Origin of the sequence: Acidiphilium acidophilum, from assembly GCF_033842475.1 — a bacterium.
In the GTDB taxonomy this organism is placed as follows: Bacteria; Pseudomonadota; Alphaproteobacteria; order Acetobacterales; family Acetobacteraceae; genus Acidiphilium; species Acidiphilium acidophilum.
In genome coordinates this window covers 1,978,889-1,993,016 of record NZ_JAWXYB010000018.1, presented here as the reverse complement: position 1 = coordinate 1,993,016, position 14,128 = coordinate 1,978,889, and the positions used below count along the sequence as shown (strand labels likewise).

At 64.4% G+C, this 14,128-nt stretch carries 12 protein-coding genes; 3 read left to right on the top strand and 9 right to left on the bottom strand.

Annotation, left to right across the window (positions count from 1 at the left end):
• Positions 1–144: 144 nt before the first annotated feature.
• Together SIL87_RS12120 and gltB are read left to right on the top strand one after the other, a co-directional pair.
• Positions 145–1,581, top strand: coding sequence for an NAD(P)-dependent oxidoreductase (locus tag SIL87_RS12120; protein WP_319614435.1), 1,437 nt, complete (start codon positions 145–147; stop codon positions 1,579–1,581).
• A gap of 5 nt (positions 1,582–1,586) precedes the next feature.
• Positions 1,587–6,125: a glutamate synthase large subunit gene (gene gltB, locus SIL87_RS12115; protein ID WP_319614434.1), complete on the top strand. Its 4,539-nt coding sequence runs from the start codon at positions 1,587–1,589 to the stop codon at positions 6,123–6,125.
• 45 nt (positions 6,126–6,170) lie between these two features.
• On the opposite strand, the gene SIL87_RS12110 is transcribed toward gltB, so the two are convergent.
• From SIL87_RS12110 to SIL87_RS12095, 4 genes are all read right to left on the bottom strand, one after another.
• Positions 6,171–6,749, bottom strand: coding sequence for a hypothetical protein (locus SIL87_RS12110; protein ID WP_319614433.1), 579 nt, complete (start codon positions 6,747–6,749; stop codon positions 6,171–6,173).
• An 87-nt stretch (positions 6,750–6,836) separates the two neighbouring features.
• The gene (locus SIL87_RS12105) at positions 6,837–7,337 is read right to left on the bottom strand and encodes a DUF1178 family protein (RefSeq protein ID WP_319614432.1); all 501 of its coding nucleotides are present in this window, start codon (positions 7,335–7,337) and stop codon (positions 6,837–6,839) included.
• Positions 7,338–7,346: 9 nt separating this feature from the next.
• Positions 7,347–7,610: a glutaredoxin 3 gene (grxC, locus tag SIL87_RS12100; RefSeq protein ID WP_319614431.1), complete on the bottom strand. Its 264-nt coding sequence runs from the start codon at positions 7,608–7,610 to the stop codon at positions 7,347–7,349.
• A gap of 53 nt (positions 7,611–7,663) precedes the next feature.
• Positions 7,664–8,398 carry a ComF family protein gene (locus SIL87_RS12095; protein WP_319614430.1) on the bottom strand — a complete coding sequence of 245 codons (735 nt, stop codon included), beginning with the start codon at positions 8,396–8,398 and terminating at the stop codon, positions 7,664–7,666.
• Between the two features lie 60 nt (positions 8,399–8,458).
• Between SIL87_RS12095 and SIL87_RS12090 the strand changes: the two genes are divergently transcribed.
• A complete protein-coding gene (locus SIL87_RS12090) occupies positions 8,459–9,226 on the top strand; it encodes a methyltransferase domain-containing protein (protein ID WP_319614429.1) in 768 nt (255 codons plus the stop codon).
• On the opposite strand, the gene radC is transcribed toward SIL87_RS12090, so the two are convergent.
• The 5 genes from radC to SIL87_RS12065 form a co-directional block, all read right to left on the bottom strand.
• Positions 9,221–9,979, bottom strand: coding sequence for a RadC family protein (gene radC, locus SIL87_RS12085; RefSeq protein WP_405055232.1), 759 nt, complete (start codon positions 9,977–9,979; stop codon positions 9,221–9,223). The genes SIL87_RS12090 and radC overlap by 6 nt on opposite strands.
• A 39-nt stretch (positions 9,980–10,018) precedes the next feature.
• Complete coding sequence (gene map, locus SIL87_RS12080) at positions 10,019–10,813, bottom strand: type I methionyl aminopeptidase (RefSeq protein ID WP_319614428.1); 795 nt, start codon at positions 10,811–10,813, stop codon at positions 10,019–10,021.
• Between the two features lie 37 nt (positions 10,814–10,850).
• A complete protein-coding gene (locus tag SIL87_RS12075) occupies positions 10,851–12,575 on the bottom strand; it encodes an MFS transporter (protein ID WP_319614427.1) in 1,725 nt (574 codons plus the stop codon).
• Positions 12,576–12,866: 291 nt separating this feature from the next.
• Positions 12,867–13,019 carry a hypothetical protein gene (locus SIL87_RS12070; protein ID WP_319614426.1) on the bottom strand — a complete coding sequence of 51 codons (153 nt, stop codon included), beginning with the start codon at positions 13,017–13,019 and terminating at the stop codon, positions 12,867–12,869.
• 23 nt (positions 13,020–13,042) lie between these two features.
• Positions 13,043–14,113 carry an acyltransferase family protein gene (locus SIL87_RS12065; RefSeq protein ID WP_319614425.1) on the bottom strand — a complete coding sequence of 357 codons (1,071 nt, stop codon included), beginning with the start codon at positions 14,111–14,113 and terminating at the stop codon, positions 13,043–13,045.
• Positions 14,114–14,128: the final 15 nt, after the last annotated feature.

Below are 14,128 nucleotides of genomic sequence, written 5' to 3'. Positions count from 1 at the left end.
CGGACCAAAACAGCAGATGCAATGCTGCCGCGCGCCAAACAAAGGCAATGACGCTGCCATATAGGTGATTTATTGCTGGTAACCCGGTATCTCATCGGATAAACCGGATGCCAACATCAGATTCATCGAAATGGAGTTGTGCCGATGACCGAGCACATGCAGCAATTCGTGCGCCTGCCCCAGAAGCCGCCGGTCAAACGCGGCGCATCGGAGCGCCGTGAGGATTTCGGCGAGATTTACCGGGAATTCGACCAGCCGGGTGCGGCGACCCAGGCGAGCCGGTGCAGCCAGTGCGGGATACCGTTCTGTCAGATCCATTGCCCCCTCGGCAACAACATTCCGGACTGGTTGAAACTGTCCGCCGAGGGCCGGCTGGAGGAAGCCTACGAAATCTCCGCCGCCACCAACACGTTTCCTGAAATCTGCGGCCGGATCTGCCCGCAGGACCGGCTGTGCGAAGGCAATTGCGTGATCGAGAAAGGCTTCGAGAGCGTCACGATCGGCGCGGTTGAGCGGTTCATCACCGATACCGCATTCGAAAACGGCTGGGTCCGGCCGATCCGTCCGCGCCGGGAACGCGCGGCTTCGATCGGCATCGTCGGTGCCGGCCCGGCTGGTCTGGCCGCCGCCGAGGCGCTCCGCCGTCAAGGCTATCAGGTCCATGTCTATGACCGGCACGACCGGATGGGCGGGTTGCTGATCTACGGCATTCCCGGTTTCAAACTGGAAAAACCGATCGTCGAGCGGCGCCGGCTGTGGCTCGAGGATGGCGGCATCCGGTTTCATCTCAATCAGGATATTGGCGGTGCGCTGAGTTTCGAGGCGTTGCGCGGCCGTCACGCGGCGGTGCTGATCGCGACGGGGGTCTACAAGGCGCGCGAAATCGCCGCTCCGGGGTCGAGCCTCGCGGGCATCGTGCCGGCGCTCGACTACCTGATCGCCTCGAACCGCAAAGGTCTGGGCGATGACGTGCCCGATTTCGAGTCCGGACTGCTGAACGCGGCGGGCAAGCGGGTCGTGGTGATCGGCGGCGGCGATACCGCGATGGATTGCGTGCGCACCGCGATCCGCCAGGATGCCGCCTCGGTCACCTGCCTGTACCGGCGCGACCGGGCGAACATGCCGGGATCGATGCGCGAAGTGACCAATGCCAGGGACGAGGGGATCGAGTTCACCTGGCTCGCCGCCCCCGAAGCGTTTCTCGGTGAGGATCATGTCACAGCGGTGCGGGCGGTGCGGATGCGCCTCGGCCTCGCCGATGCCTCGGGGCGGCAGATCGTCGAGCCGGTCGCCGGATCGTCCTTCACGATCGAGGCGGATCTGGTCATCAAGGCGCTTGGCTTCGATCCCGAAGACCTGCCCGGCGCCTTCAACGAACCCGGCCTCGCTCTGACACGCTGGGGAACCCTCAAGGTGGGATCGAAGGATTTCATGACCGCGCTGCCCGGCGTCTTTGCGGCCGGCGACATCGTGCGCGGGGCAAGCCTCGTGGTCTGGGCGATCAAGGACGGGCGCGACGCCGCCGCCGCCATGCATAAATATCTCGAACAGCGCGAGTCGTTCGCGACCGCAGCGGAGTGAAGATCATGACCGATGAAACCGCCGCCGAATTCCTCGCCGCATGGCAAAGCAACGTCGCGACACTCTCCGGCAGCTATCACCCCTCGCAGGAGCACGATAATTGCGGCGTGGGCCTGATCGCCGCCCTCGATGGTCGCAAGCGCCGCGACGTGGTGGTCGCCGGGATCAACGCGCTGAAGGCGGTGTGGCATCGCGGTGCGGTGGACGCCGATGGCAAAACCGGCGACGGTGCCGGGATTCACGTGGAAATTCCACAGGATTTCTTCGCCGATGCAGTAGAGCGCGGCGGCGACCGGATGCGCCAGGGCCCGATCGCGGTCGGCATGGTATTCCTGCCCAAAACCGATCTCTCGGCGCAGGAGCGCTGCCGCCAGATCATCGAAACCGAGATCCTGAACTTCGGCTACCGCATCTATGGCTGGCGCCAGGTGCCGATCGACGTTGCGTGCATCGGTGAAAAAGCCAACGCAACCCGTCCCGAAATCGAACAGATCATGATCTGGAACGCGCTGGGCAAGGACGAGGCGGATTACGAGCGCGATCTCTACATCATTCGCCGCCGGATCGAAAAAGCCGCGATCGCGGCACAGATCCCCGAACTCTATATCTGCTCGCTGTCGTGCCGTTCGATCATCTACAAGGGCATGTTCCTCGCCCAGAGCCTCACCGAGTTTTATCCCGATCTGCTCGACGAGCGGTTCATCTCGCGCTTTGCGATCTACCACCAGCGCTATTCCACCAACACCTTCCCGACCTGGCGTCTGGCCCAGCCGTTCCGCACCCTCGCGCATAACGGCGAAATCAACACGCTGGCCGGCAACGTCAACTGGATGAAGAGCCACGAAACGCGCCTGTCCGCCACTGTGCTCAACAATCATCTCGACGACATCAAGCCGGTGATCCAGGCCGGAAGTTCGGATACCGCAACGCTCGATGCCGTGTTCGAATTGCTGATCCACGGCGGCCGCGATGCGCCGATGGCAAAGACCCTGATGATTCCGCCGGCTCTCAGCGGCGACGCCGCGATGAAAGCCGCCCATCGTGATCTGATCTCCTATTGCAACGCCGTGATGGAGCCGTGGGACGGACCAGCCGCGATCACCGCGACAGACGGAAAATTCGTGATCGCCGGGCTCGACCGCAACGGCCTCCGGCCCCTGCGCTTCACCAAGACCAGCGACGACCTCCTGATCGTCGGTTCGGAAACCGGCATGGTGAAACTCGATGAAATGCGCATCATCGAGCGCGGCCATGTCGGGCCGGGCGAGACCATCGCGGTCGATCTGGCCAATGGCCGGTTCTACCACTACCCGGAACTGATGGACATGCTGGCGGCGCGCCAGGATTTCGGCGCCTGGACCAAGCGGATCACCGTGATCGACCATATCGTCAAAACCGATGCGCCGGAGCCGGTTCTGTTCACCGGCGAGGCGCTGCGCCGCCGCCAGCTCGGGGTGGGCTACACGCTCGAAGAGCTCGAACTGATCCTGCATCCGATGGTCGAGGATGCCAGCGAGGCAACCGGCTCGATGGGCGATGATACGCCAATCGCGGTGCTCTCGGAGCGTTATCGCGGCTTGCAAAACTATTTCCGCCAGAACTTCTCGCAGGTGACCAACCCCGCGATCGACAGCCTGCGCGAAGGCCGGGTGATGTCGCTGAAAACCCGCCTCGGCAATCTCGGCAACGTGCTCGACGAAGATTCCGACCAATGCGATCTGTTGCAGCTCGACAGCCCGGTTTTATCGACCGCCGAGTTCGATGCGATGCGCCGGACCATGGGGGCGAATGCCTGCGTGGTGAACTGCACCTTCCCGGTCGCGACCGGCGAGGCCGGGTTGCGCGCCGCGATCGAACGGATCCGGCGCGAGGCCGAGGAAGGCGTGCGCGCCGGACGCACCCATGTTATTCTAACTGACGAAACCTTCGACGAAGCCCACGCCCCGATCCCGATGATCCTCGCGACCGGTGCTGTGCATACCCATCTGGTCCGGCAATCGCTGCGCACCTTCACCAGCCTGAACGTGCGGGCCGCCGAGTGCATGGACGTGCATTATTTCGCTGTGCTGATCGGCGTCGGTGCCACCACGATCAATGCCTATCTCGCGCAGGAAAGCATCGCGGATCGCCACCGGCGCGGCCTGTTCGGCACACTCTCGCTGAAAGATTGCGTCGGGCGCTACAAAAAGGCCGTCAGCAAGGGGCTGCTCAAGGTGATGTCCAAGCTCGGCATCTCGGTGATCTCGTCCTATCGCGGCGGCTATAACTTCGAGGCGATCGGCTTATCGCGCGCATTGGTGGCGGAGTTTTTCCCCGGCATGCTCTCGCGGATTTCCGGCATCGGCCTGCCCGGTATCGCGCACAAGCTGCTCGAACTTCATGCCACCGCCTGGGATTCCGATGCGGTGACCCTGCCGGTCGGCGGCGTCTATCGCCTGCGCCGTCAGGGCGAGACCCATGCCTTCGACGGCGGCATGGTCCACATGCTGCAAACCGCGGTCGCGACCGATAGTTACACGCTCTACAAAAAATACGCCGATGCGGTCCACAGCCAGGCCCCGGTCGCCCTGCGCGACCTGCTCGATTTCCGCCGCGAGGGACTGACACCGATCCCGGTCGATGAAGTGGAAAGCATCACCGAAATCAGAAAACGCCTGCTCGCACCCGGCATTTCGCTCGGCGCGCTCTCGCCCGAAGCGCACGAGACGCTCTCGATCGCGATGAACCGGATCGGCGCGCGCTCGGATAGCGGTGAAGGCGGGGAAGATGCCGAGCGCTCGAAGCCGCGCGCTAATGGCGACAATGCCTCCTCCGCGATCAAGCAGATCGCCTCGGGCCGTTTCGGCGTCACCGCGGAATACCTCAACAACTGCCGCGAGATCGAGATCAAGGTGGCGCAGGGGGCCAAACCGGGCGAGGGCGGCCAGTTGCCCGGCTTCAAGGTGACCGGCCTGATTGCCAAATTGCGCCACGCCACCCCCGGCGTCATGCTGATCAGCCCGCCGCCGCATCACGATATCTATTCGATCGAGGATCTGGCTCAGCTTATTTATGATCTCAAGCAGATCAACCCGCAGGCGAGCGTCTGCGTGAAGCTGGTATCGCGTTCCGGTATCGGTACGATCGCCGCCGGGGTGGCCAAGGCCAAGGCCGATGCGATCCTGATTTCCGGCCATTCCGGCGGCACCGGCGCGAGCCCGCAAAGCTCGATCAAATATGCCGGATTGCCGTGGGAAATGGGTCTGTCGGAAGCGCATCAGGTGCTGATGCTCAACCGGCTCCGCCACAAGGTCCGGCTGCGCACCGATGGCGGCATCAAGACCGGCCGCGATGTCGTGATCGCCGCCATGCTCGGGGCCGAGGAATTCGGCATCGGCACCGCCTCCCTCGTCGCGATGGGCTGCATCATGGTGCGCCAATGCCATTCCAACACCTGCCCGGTCGGCGTCTGCACCCAGGACGAGGCGCTGCGGGCGAAATTCGAGGGTAGTCCCGAGAAAGTCATCAACCTGTTCTCCTTCGTGGCCGAGGATGTCCGCCACATCCTCGCCTCGCTCGGGGTTCGTCATCTGGCCGATGTGATCGGGCGGACCGATTATTTGCATCAGGTCTCGCGCGGATCGGAGATCCTCGACGATCTCGATCTCAACGCGATCCTGGCCCAGGCCGACCCCGGCCCGCATGCGCGCTACTGCACGCTCGAAGGCCGCAACGAGGTCCCGGAAACCCTCGATGCCCAGATGATCGCGGATGCCGGGCCGTTCTTCGAGCGCGGCGAAAAAATGCAGCTGCAATACGGCATCCGCAACACTCACCGCGCGATCGGCACCAAATTCTCATCGCGCATCGTGCGGAGCATGAAGGGGATGGACCTCAAGCCGGATCACGTCACGGTCAGGCTGCGCGGTGCCGCCGGCCAGTCGCTCGGCGCGTTTGCGGTCAAGGGGCTCAAACTCGAAGTGTTCGGCGACGCCAACGACTATGTCGGCAAGGGCCTGTCGGGCGCGACGATCGTGGTGCGCCCGGCGCCCTCCTCGAACATGATCAGCAACGAGAACACCATCATCGGCAATACCTGTCTCTATGGTGCGACCGCCGGCAAGCTGTTCGCGGCGGGGCAGGCGGGCGAGCGGTTCGCGGTGCGTAATTCCGGCGCGAACACCGTGGTCGAAGGATCGGGCTCGAACGCCTGCGAATACATGACCGGCGGCACCGTGGTCATTCTCGGCGCGACCGGGGATAATTTCGGCGCAGGCTTCACCGGCGGGGTCGCCTTCGTCTACGACGCCGATGATGATTTCGAACGGCGTATCAACCCGGAAACCCTGTCATGGGCGCGGGTGACCGAACCCTACTGGGCCGACGAATTGCGGAATCTGGTGCGCGAACACGTCCAGGAAACCCAGAGCCGCTATGCCGAGGCACTGCTGACCGACTGGGACCGCACGCTCGGACGGTTCTGGATGATCGTGCCGCGCGACTTTGCGAAATTTCTGCCGGTCCCGATGGAACCGGCAGAACCGCTGCGCGTGCTGGCGGAGTAATCGATCATATCCCCTGCGCGTCGGGCCGGACGCGCAGGCACCCGCCTATGAGCGGAATCCGTTGAAGGCCCCGCCATCGGGGTAAAGATACTGGCTCGCGAAATTCGTCGCGTGGTTGGCGATCGGCACTGCCGGGAAATGGGCGAGCAATTGAAGGCTCGCTGCGGGACTCGCGGTGAAGCCGGGGCTGCTCAGGGCGAGGTTTGCCCCGGCGATATTGCCGCGCCTGATCTGCTGCGCCGCACCGACCAGCGCGTCAACCACGATTTGCGATGAGGTTCCGGGCGCGATCCCCATGGTCCGCCGCACCGCCGACCGCGCCTGAAGCATCTGCTGGCGGGCCAGTGAATTCATGCCCACCCACCGTGCTCCGGTCGCGAACTGACCGGCCATTGCATCGAGCGAGGCGATCGCGATCGCCATCCGCGCGGGATGTCCCTGCATCGCGGCGGGGTGGGCGAAGGCGTAGGTCGCCGCGTTCATCGCCTCGATCGCCGGGTCTTCGCCGACGATCGAATTGCGGAAGGTGCTGAACGGCAGATAGCCGGTGGCTGGGAGCTGTGGTTCCAGCGCACAACCGCCAAGAGCAACCATGACGAGCAGCAGCAGGATCAATCCGCGCATCGCATCCTCCGGAACGGATATGATGACAGGCGGGCAGAATTCCCGGTCACAACGCCTTGAGCCCGCGGCGGTATCGTGCGGAGCGGCTCAACTATCCGCCAGAGGCACCCAGGGGATCCGACCGACCTCGATTCCGTCTTCGGCAAGGGCTTCGGCTTCGGCCTCGGTCGTCTCCCCATAGATGCCGCGCGCTGGAGCCGAGCCGTCATGGATCCGGCGGGCTTCGTCCGCGAATTTCGGCCCGACGTAATCGCAGCGTTCCTCGACCTCCCGGCGGACCCGTGCGAGGAGGGCGCGCATTTCAGCCGGCATCCGCCCGGCCACCGCAGTTTCGGGCGGCGCGGGGGCACCGCTCTGGTCGATCACGGGTGGAGGCGGGGCCGCAGGCGTCGCATCGACCGGCTCGGCGTGCCGCTTGCGCGATTTGCCGCCGATCCGCGGAGCCATCATCGCCCGGCTGACGCCGCGATCGCCGCAGCGGGGGCATTCCAGCAGGCCGCGCGCGGCCTGATCCTCGAAATGGGAACTGCTCTTGAACCAGCCGTCGAACTCGTGATCGGCGGCGCAGCGCAACTGATAATGGATCATGCGCGCCGATCAGCCTGATGTGACCAGGAGCGGATCGAGCTTGCCGGCCCGATCGAGGGCAAGCAATTCGGTGCAGCCGCCGATTGCGACGTTATCGATAAAAATTTGCGGCATGGTGGTTCCGCCACCCGAGCGCGCAGTGGCTTCCCGCCGGGCGGCGGAGCCGTGGGGCGCGTCGATCTCGGTGAAACTGACCCCCTTGTCCCGCAACAGCTTCACGGCGCGGGTGCAGAACGGGCAGAAGAACTGGGTGTATATTTCGACTTTGGCCATGAGTTCATTCACATACGCGAGCGCGATAATAACTCAAGAGTGTTGAGGAAAGCTTAATCGGCGTCCCTCGTCTCGGCATCCGCCACGCGTGCCAGCGCCAGCACGTCCACCGCCGCCGCGCCGGTGCGATACAGGATGTCCGCACAGGTCGAGGCGGTGATGCATGACGTCAGGATGTCATCGATCAGCAGGATCGATTTGCCGGCGACCACGGACTCACGCCCCGGCCGGATTGCGATTGCGCCGCGAAGTGCGAGTTCACGGTCGTGCTGATCGAGTTCGGCGAGAGCGCGGGTGGCGCGGGTGCGGATCAGCGCATCGATCGCAACCGGCTTTTCGGCCAGCCGGCCGAGGGCGCGGGCGAGTTCGCCGGCCTGATTATAACCCCGGCTGGCGAGGCGGCGGCGATGCAGTGGCACCGGCACAAGCAGGTCCGCCGAGGCGAGCAGATCGGCTCCGGGCCGGAGCAGAAGCCGCGCGAGGCCGCCGGCGGCTTCCGGCCGATCCGCGTATTTGAAGGGCAGCACGATCCGCTTTGCGACCGGCCCGTAGCGAAAGGCGGCCCGGGCGGCACGAAACGCGGGAGGCGCCCAGTCGCAACTGGTGCAGAGCGGCGCGGGCTCGGCCAGAGGCAGGCCGCAATGGCTGCAGAAGGGTGCGGTGATGAAATCGAGCCCGGCGAAACAGGCTCCGCAGAGCTGGCCGGGACCGCTGGCCGGTTCGGTGCAGGCGAGGCACTGGGAGGGCAGGAGGGTCTCGATCGTCACGCGCAGCAGGGTTTTCAGCATCGCCGGGGGTATCCCCGAATGATCTGCTGCGGCACAACCATGATGATGAGCGGGCAGGGTATGATGATGTTCGATCGTGCGGCGGTGGCGGCGCATCGGACCCGGGCGGCGGCGCGGCGGGGGGCGGTCGCGCCGGTGCTTGAGGATCTCGCCGTTCGCGTGCTCGACCGGCTCGATGATACGGGCCGGCACTTCACGCGCGCTCTGGAAATCGGCGGGCGGGGGGTGGTGGCGCCGTTGCTGGCCGCGCGGGGGATTGAGGTGATATCGACCGATCTCGCCCCGGCCATGGCGGCGGTGGCGGGTGGACCCGCGATCGTGGCGGATGAGGAGTTTCTGCCGTTCGGGGCGGCGCGATTCGATCTGATCGTGGCGCATCTGTCGCTGCATTGGGTCAACGATCTGCCGGGGGCGCTGATCCAGTTGCGCCGGGCGCTGACGCCGGAGGGGTTGTTCATCGCCAGCCTGCCGTTGCTGGGGACGCTGGGTAATCTGCGGGCAGCGCTGATCGAGGCGGAGGCGGCGCTGACCGGCGGTGCCGCGCCGCGGGTGTCGCCGTTTCCCGAATTATCCGATTGCGCGGGGCTGCTGCAACGGGCGGGATTCGCGCTGCCGGTCGCGGAACGGGAGATCGTGGAGTTCGAGTATGCCAACCCGATGGCCCTGCTGTGCGATCTGCGCGATGCCGGGGAGACCAATGCGACCATCGCGCGGTCGCGGACGATTCCGCCGCGCGAGATGGTGCCGATGGCGCTGGCTTCGATGATGAGCGGCGGGCGGCTGCTTGTGGCGCTGCATCTCGGTATCCTGACCGGCTGGGGTTCATAGCAGGCCGAGCCTTTTGAGGCTGACCCATTTGCCGTTGCCGATGATCACGTGGTCGTGCAGCACGATCGACAGGGTGCTGGCAGCCTGCTTGATTTCGCGGGTCATTGCGATGTCCTCCTGCGAGGGGGTGGGATCGCCGCTCGGGTGGTTATGGACCAGGATGATCGCGGTGGCGTGATGTTCGAGGGCGCGTTTGACCAGTTCGCGCGGATAGACCGGGGTGTGGTTCACGGTGCCGCTCGACTGGACCTCATCGGCGATCAGGCGGTTGCGATGGTCAAGGAAGAGCACCCGGGTCTGCTCGATCCGCTCGCGGGCGAGGACGGCGGTAAGGTATTCGATCAGCCGGTCCCAGTGATTGAGGACCGGGCGATAGATCACCTCGGCTTTGACCAGGCGGAGGGCGGCGGCCTGGACGATTTTCAGGGCGGCGGCACCGGATTCGCCGAGGCCCTCGACGGTCAGGAGTTCGGCGACCGGTGCGGCGATCGCCTGGGCGTAGGAGCCGAAGCGCGTCACCAGAGCGCGGGCGATCGGCTTGGTGTCGCGCCGGGGAAGGGCGAGGAAGAGCATCATTTCGAGCACTTCGTGATCGGCCAGAGACTCCGGCCCGGCTTTCAGCAGCCGGGTGCGCAGCCGGGCGCGATGTCCCTCCGCGCCGTGAACCTCCGGGGGGTGAGGTTCGATGGCGGGTTCGGGGCCCAGATCGAGCTGGATGTCTCCCGGTTTACGTGTTTTGTCTGCTTTTGCCACACGCCAAGATTGTCATATTCGGTGTGGTTTGGAAAGCGATCAGGTCGTGGGGATACGTTCACCGGCGGCGAGGGTGAAGACTTCGCAGCCGGTTTCGGTGATGCCGATCATGTGCTCGAACTGGGCCGAGAGGCTGCGGTCGCGGGTGACTGCGGTCCAGCCATCGTCGAGGATCTTGACCTCGGGGCGACCGGCGTTGACCATGGGTTCGATGGTGAAGAACATGCCGGGGCGCAGCAAAGGTCCGTCGCCCTTGCGGCCGAAATGCAGCACGTTGGGGGCGGCGTGGAAACGCTGGCCGATGCCGTGGCCGCAGAAATCGCGCACGACCGTGAAGCGCTGGGATTCCACATAGGTCTGGATCGCGTGGCCGATATCGCCGAAGCGGTTGCCCGGTTTGGCCGCCGCGATGCCGCGCAACAGGGATTCGTAGGTCACGTCGATCAGGCGCTTTGCCTTGGTCGAGGCCGTGCCGGCGACGTACATGCGGCTGGAATCGCCGTGCCAGCCGTTCAGGATCACGGTGATGTCGATGTTCAGAACATCGCCGTCCATCAATGCGCGGTCGCCGGGGATGCCGTGGCAGACCACGTGGTTGATCGAAATGCAGGTCGATTTCGGAAAGCCGCGATAATTCAGCGGTGCCGGGATCGCGTTGTGGGCGAGGATATATTCATGGCAGATCGTGTCGAGTTCGCCCGTGGTGATGCCGGGGCGGACGTGCGGGCCGATCATGTCGAGCACCTCGGCGGCAAGTGCGCCGGCTTCGCGCATCGGGGCGAAATCCGCCTTGGTATGAATTGTGATCTGCCGATCTTCGGCCGCGCCGTCCATCACCTGCTCTCCCGTCGTGCCACGTATGCCATGATGCTTAAATGATCCCCGGCGCGGCGGATGGCAAGTTTGCCAGGCGCCGGGCGAGCACCAGACCGATTGCCAGCAGGATCACGATCATGCCGACCACGCCGACCCAGCCGCCTGCGCTCCAGGCGAGGCCGCCGACCGAGCCGGTGACGCTCGACCCCATGTAATAGAGGAACAGATAGAGGGCCGCGGCCTGTGCCCTCGCACCTTTGGCCTGGGCACCGACCCATGAACTGGCGACCGAGTGGCTCGCGAAAAAGCCGAAGGTGACCAATGCTATGCCCAGCACGATGAGCGGGAGCGAGCCCGACAGCGTGACCACCGCGCCGGTCAGTTCGATCGCGATCCCGAGCGGCAGCATACGCGACCGGCCGAAGCGGCTGGCGAGGTGGCCCATCCATGCCGAGCTTGCGACGCCGACGAGATAGACCGCGAAAATCAGCCCCACGAGGGTCTGCGACAGGTTGAACGGCGGGGCGAGCAGGCGGAAGGTGATGTAGTTATAAACGGTGACGAACCCGCCCATGATGAGGAAGGCTTCCGCGAACAGAAGGCGCAGGGCGGGATCGGCCAGATGGGCGCGGTAGGCGCGGGCCAGGGAGCCGAGGGCGAAGCTGCGGCGGGTGAAATGACGCGAGGGCGGCAGGCTGCGCAGGAAGATCAGGCCCGAGACCAGCCCGACCACGCCGATCGTGGCGGTGGCCCGGCGCCAGCCGAAGCCATCCGCGAGAATTCCCGTGAGCAGCCGCCCGGTCATGCCGCCGAAGCCGCTGCCGCCGACATATAATCCCATGGCAAGGCCGATCGATTTCGGGTCGATTTCCTCCGCCAGATATCCCATCGCCACTGCCGGGAGGCCGGAGAGGGCCAGCCCGATCGCGGCGCGCATGACCAGGAACCACCCCCAGTGCGGGATTGCCGCCGAGATCATGGTGAGGACCGCCGCACCGAGGATCGAGGCGACCATCATCGGCTTGCGGCCCCAGACCTCGGAGAGCGCACTGGCGATCAGCAGCGCGCCGGCGAGGGTGAAGGTGGTGAGCGACAGGGCGAAACTTGAGACGAGCGGCGAGACGTGGAAATCGGTGGCGAAGACCGGCAGCAGCGGCTGGACGCAGTACATCAGGGCGAAGGTCGCGAATCCTGCCGCGAACATCGCAAGATTGGTGCGCCGGAACGCGGCGGTGCCGCGCGTGATGTGGGGTTCGCTCTCCATCGGCCACCAATGGCAGGTATGGTGCCATGATTTCCAGATGCTTCGGTGCAGGCCTGTGTCCTGCTGGCGGTCCGGGCGGGACTGGCCGGATATTGTTATGATATCGTAACTATATGGGCGTGCGTGTTCGCTGGCTTGTGTCGGGGAATTTTTCGGCGGAGGGCCGATTGGCGGCTGATGCCAGGGGGCGAATGATGGGGATGTGAGGCAGCGTGGCGGGATCGCGCTTGCGCCGGGCGCGGCGCAGGGACGATTCCGCCGTCGCACGGGTCGGATGGCGCGCGTCGGAGGTGATGCTGCGGTGCAGATCAGCGTCCGCACGGGCGCGATCGGCTCGGACGGGCGCGGGAAGGTGAGGTCGGCGAGTTGGGTGATGAAGGAATCGAGGTGCCGGCAGGCGAAGTTCAGCCCGGGATGCTTGTGCGCGAGGACGGCCAGAAGATCCTGAAGGATCTGGATAAGCTTGCCGATGACAGCGGCGGCATCAATGGGGTGAGGTGGCGCGGTGCTGGACACGCAGGCTAATAATCACATGGGGGGGGGGGTGAGAAAGCGGAGTGAAGGGAAGAAGGGCTACTTTTTTGAAAAAAGGTGCACAAAAACTTTCGCTCCTCTGGGGCACGGGCGTTTTCACCGGCACGGGCCTAGATTCAAGAGAGTTTTTTGGTTCGTTTTTGCAAAAAAGAACCGCTTCCCTGGCCTTCCTCAACCGATCACCCTCCGAATGACGTCACCAGCGCGGGGAATGCCGGTTGATTTCGATGAGGAGTTCATCGAAGGGCATGGTTGTGCCGGTCGTCACGAGGATCACAGGATGGTTCCGAGGGTGCCCCAGTATTCGGTTGCGAGATAGACGAAACGGAAATCCCCGCCGATGGACGCGAGCAGGCATTTGGTCTCAAAGGTGAATCCGCCGCCGGAGAGGATGACGAGGGCGGAGGGTTTCCGGGTGGGGGGCATGCGCACGTATGCCACGGCGCGGCTCACAGGGCGACCGGGCGTTGGAAACGTGCGAACAGGGTCTGGAAGCCATGACGCCAGATGTCTTTTCGACGCTCGGTGAAGTGCGCGATGATGAACACGAGCACCGGGACGCTGAGATAGACCATCGTACGGGTTTGCCATGTGTGGGAGGACCAGGGCGATTCGGCGGCGATGAACTGGGCGAGCGGCAGGTGGAAAAGATAGAGTGTCAGGGTTGCACCGGCGATCCAGCGGATCGGGCCGGCGAGGCGGAGCAGGAGCGGGCCCGGGATGTGGGAAATGGTTCGAAAGCCGATCAGGTGGATCGTGAACAGAGTTCCGATGATGTAATCCTGGATGATCGGCGGGCGACCGATCCAGTTCGGGCCGATCGGACGACCGGAATGCCGGACATAGACTTCATAGGCGATCCAGGCGGCGATGGCGCCGAGGCACAGGGTCGCGCCGAGCCGGACGGAAAATTCGATTCGTTTGCAGAGATGATAGGCTGCGACGCCCATCAGCCAGATCGGGAACATCGCCGCGACTTTGGGGCCCATGATCAGCAGGACCGACAGGACTGCCGGAATACGCCATGATTTCGCGGTGAACATCGCCACGCCGAATATCACGTAATACCAGACCTCGAAGCCGAGCGACCAGAACGGAAAATCCGATCCGGGCGGGAGATTGTTGAGCCAGATCTGGTTGGTGAAGGTGACGGCATGCAGGATCTGGGAAATTCTGCCGTGCCAGACATAGTGCCATGATTCGCTGTAGAGGCCAGGGCTTGTGATGCGTCCGATCGCATCGAGGATGAAGGTAACGATCAGGGCGGGAATCGCGACGGAGTAGATACGTGCGAAGCGGCTGACCGCGTAGTCGGTGAGGCTGTGTTCACGCGTATCGTAGACGTAGGCGATGACGAAGCCCGACAGAACGAAAAAGACGTCGACGGCTTCGGGACCGTAAGGCCCCATCTGCCAGAACAATCCGCCGGTGAGACGACTGCCGGATACGTGACCGAAGAACACGGTGACGGCTGCGGTGAAGCGGACGAGATCGAGATAGATCGAGGTCGGTTTGTTCATGCTGATCGGCTGGGC

Bases quoted from the DNA above. Each gene is read 5' to 3' on its own strand.
- SIL87_RS12120 (WP_319614435.1), top strand. From the start codon at position 145: ATGACCGAGCACATGCAGCAATTCGTGCGCCTGCCCCAGAAGCCGCCG.
- gltB (WP_319614434.1), top strand. From the start codon at position 1,587: ATGACCGATGAAACCGCCGCCGAATTCCTCGCCGCATGGCAAAGCAAC.
- SIL87_RS12110 (WP_319614433.1), bottom strand. From the start codon at position 6,749: ATGCGCGGATTGATCCTGCTGCTGCTCGTCATGGTTGCTCTTGGCGGT.
- SIL87_RS12105 (WP_319614432.1), bottom strand. From the start codon at position 7,337: ATGATCCATTATCAGTTGCGCTGCGCCGCCGATCACGAGTTCGACGGC.
- grxC (WP_319614431.1), bottom strand. From the start codon at position 7,610: ATGGCCAAAGTCGAAATATACACCCAGTTCTTCTGCCCGTTCTGCACC.
- SIL87_RS12095 (WP_319614430.1), bottom strand. From the start codon at position 8,398: ATGCTGAAAACCCTGCTGCGCGTGACGATCGAGACCCTCCTGCCCTCC.
- SIL87_RS12090 (WP_319614429.1), top strand. From the start codon at position 8,459: ATGATGATGTTCGATCGTGCGGCGGTGGCGGCGCATCGGACCCGGGCG.
- map (WP_319614428.1), bottom strand. From the start codon at position 10,813: ATGGACGGCGCGGCCGAAGATCGGCAGATCACAATTCATACCAAGGCG.
- SIL87_RS12070 (WP_319614426.1), bottom strand. From the start codon at position 13,019: ATGCCCCCCACCCGGAAACCCTCCGCCCTCGTCATCCTCTCCGGCGGC.
- SIL87_RS12065 (WP_319614425.1), bottom strand. From the start codon at position 14,113: ATGAACAAACCGACCTCGATCTATCTCGATCTCGTCCGCTTCACCGCA.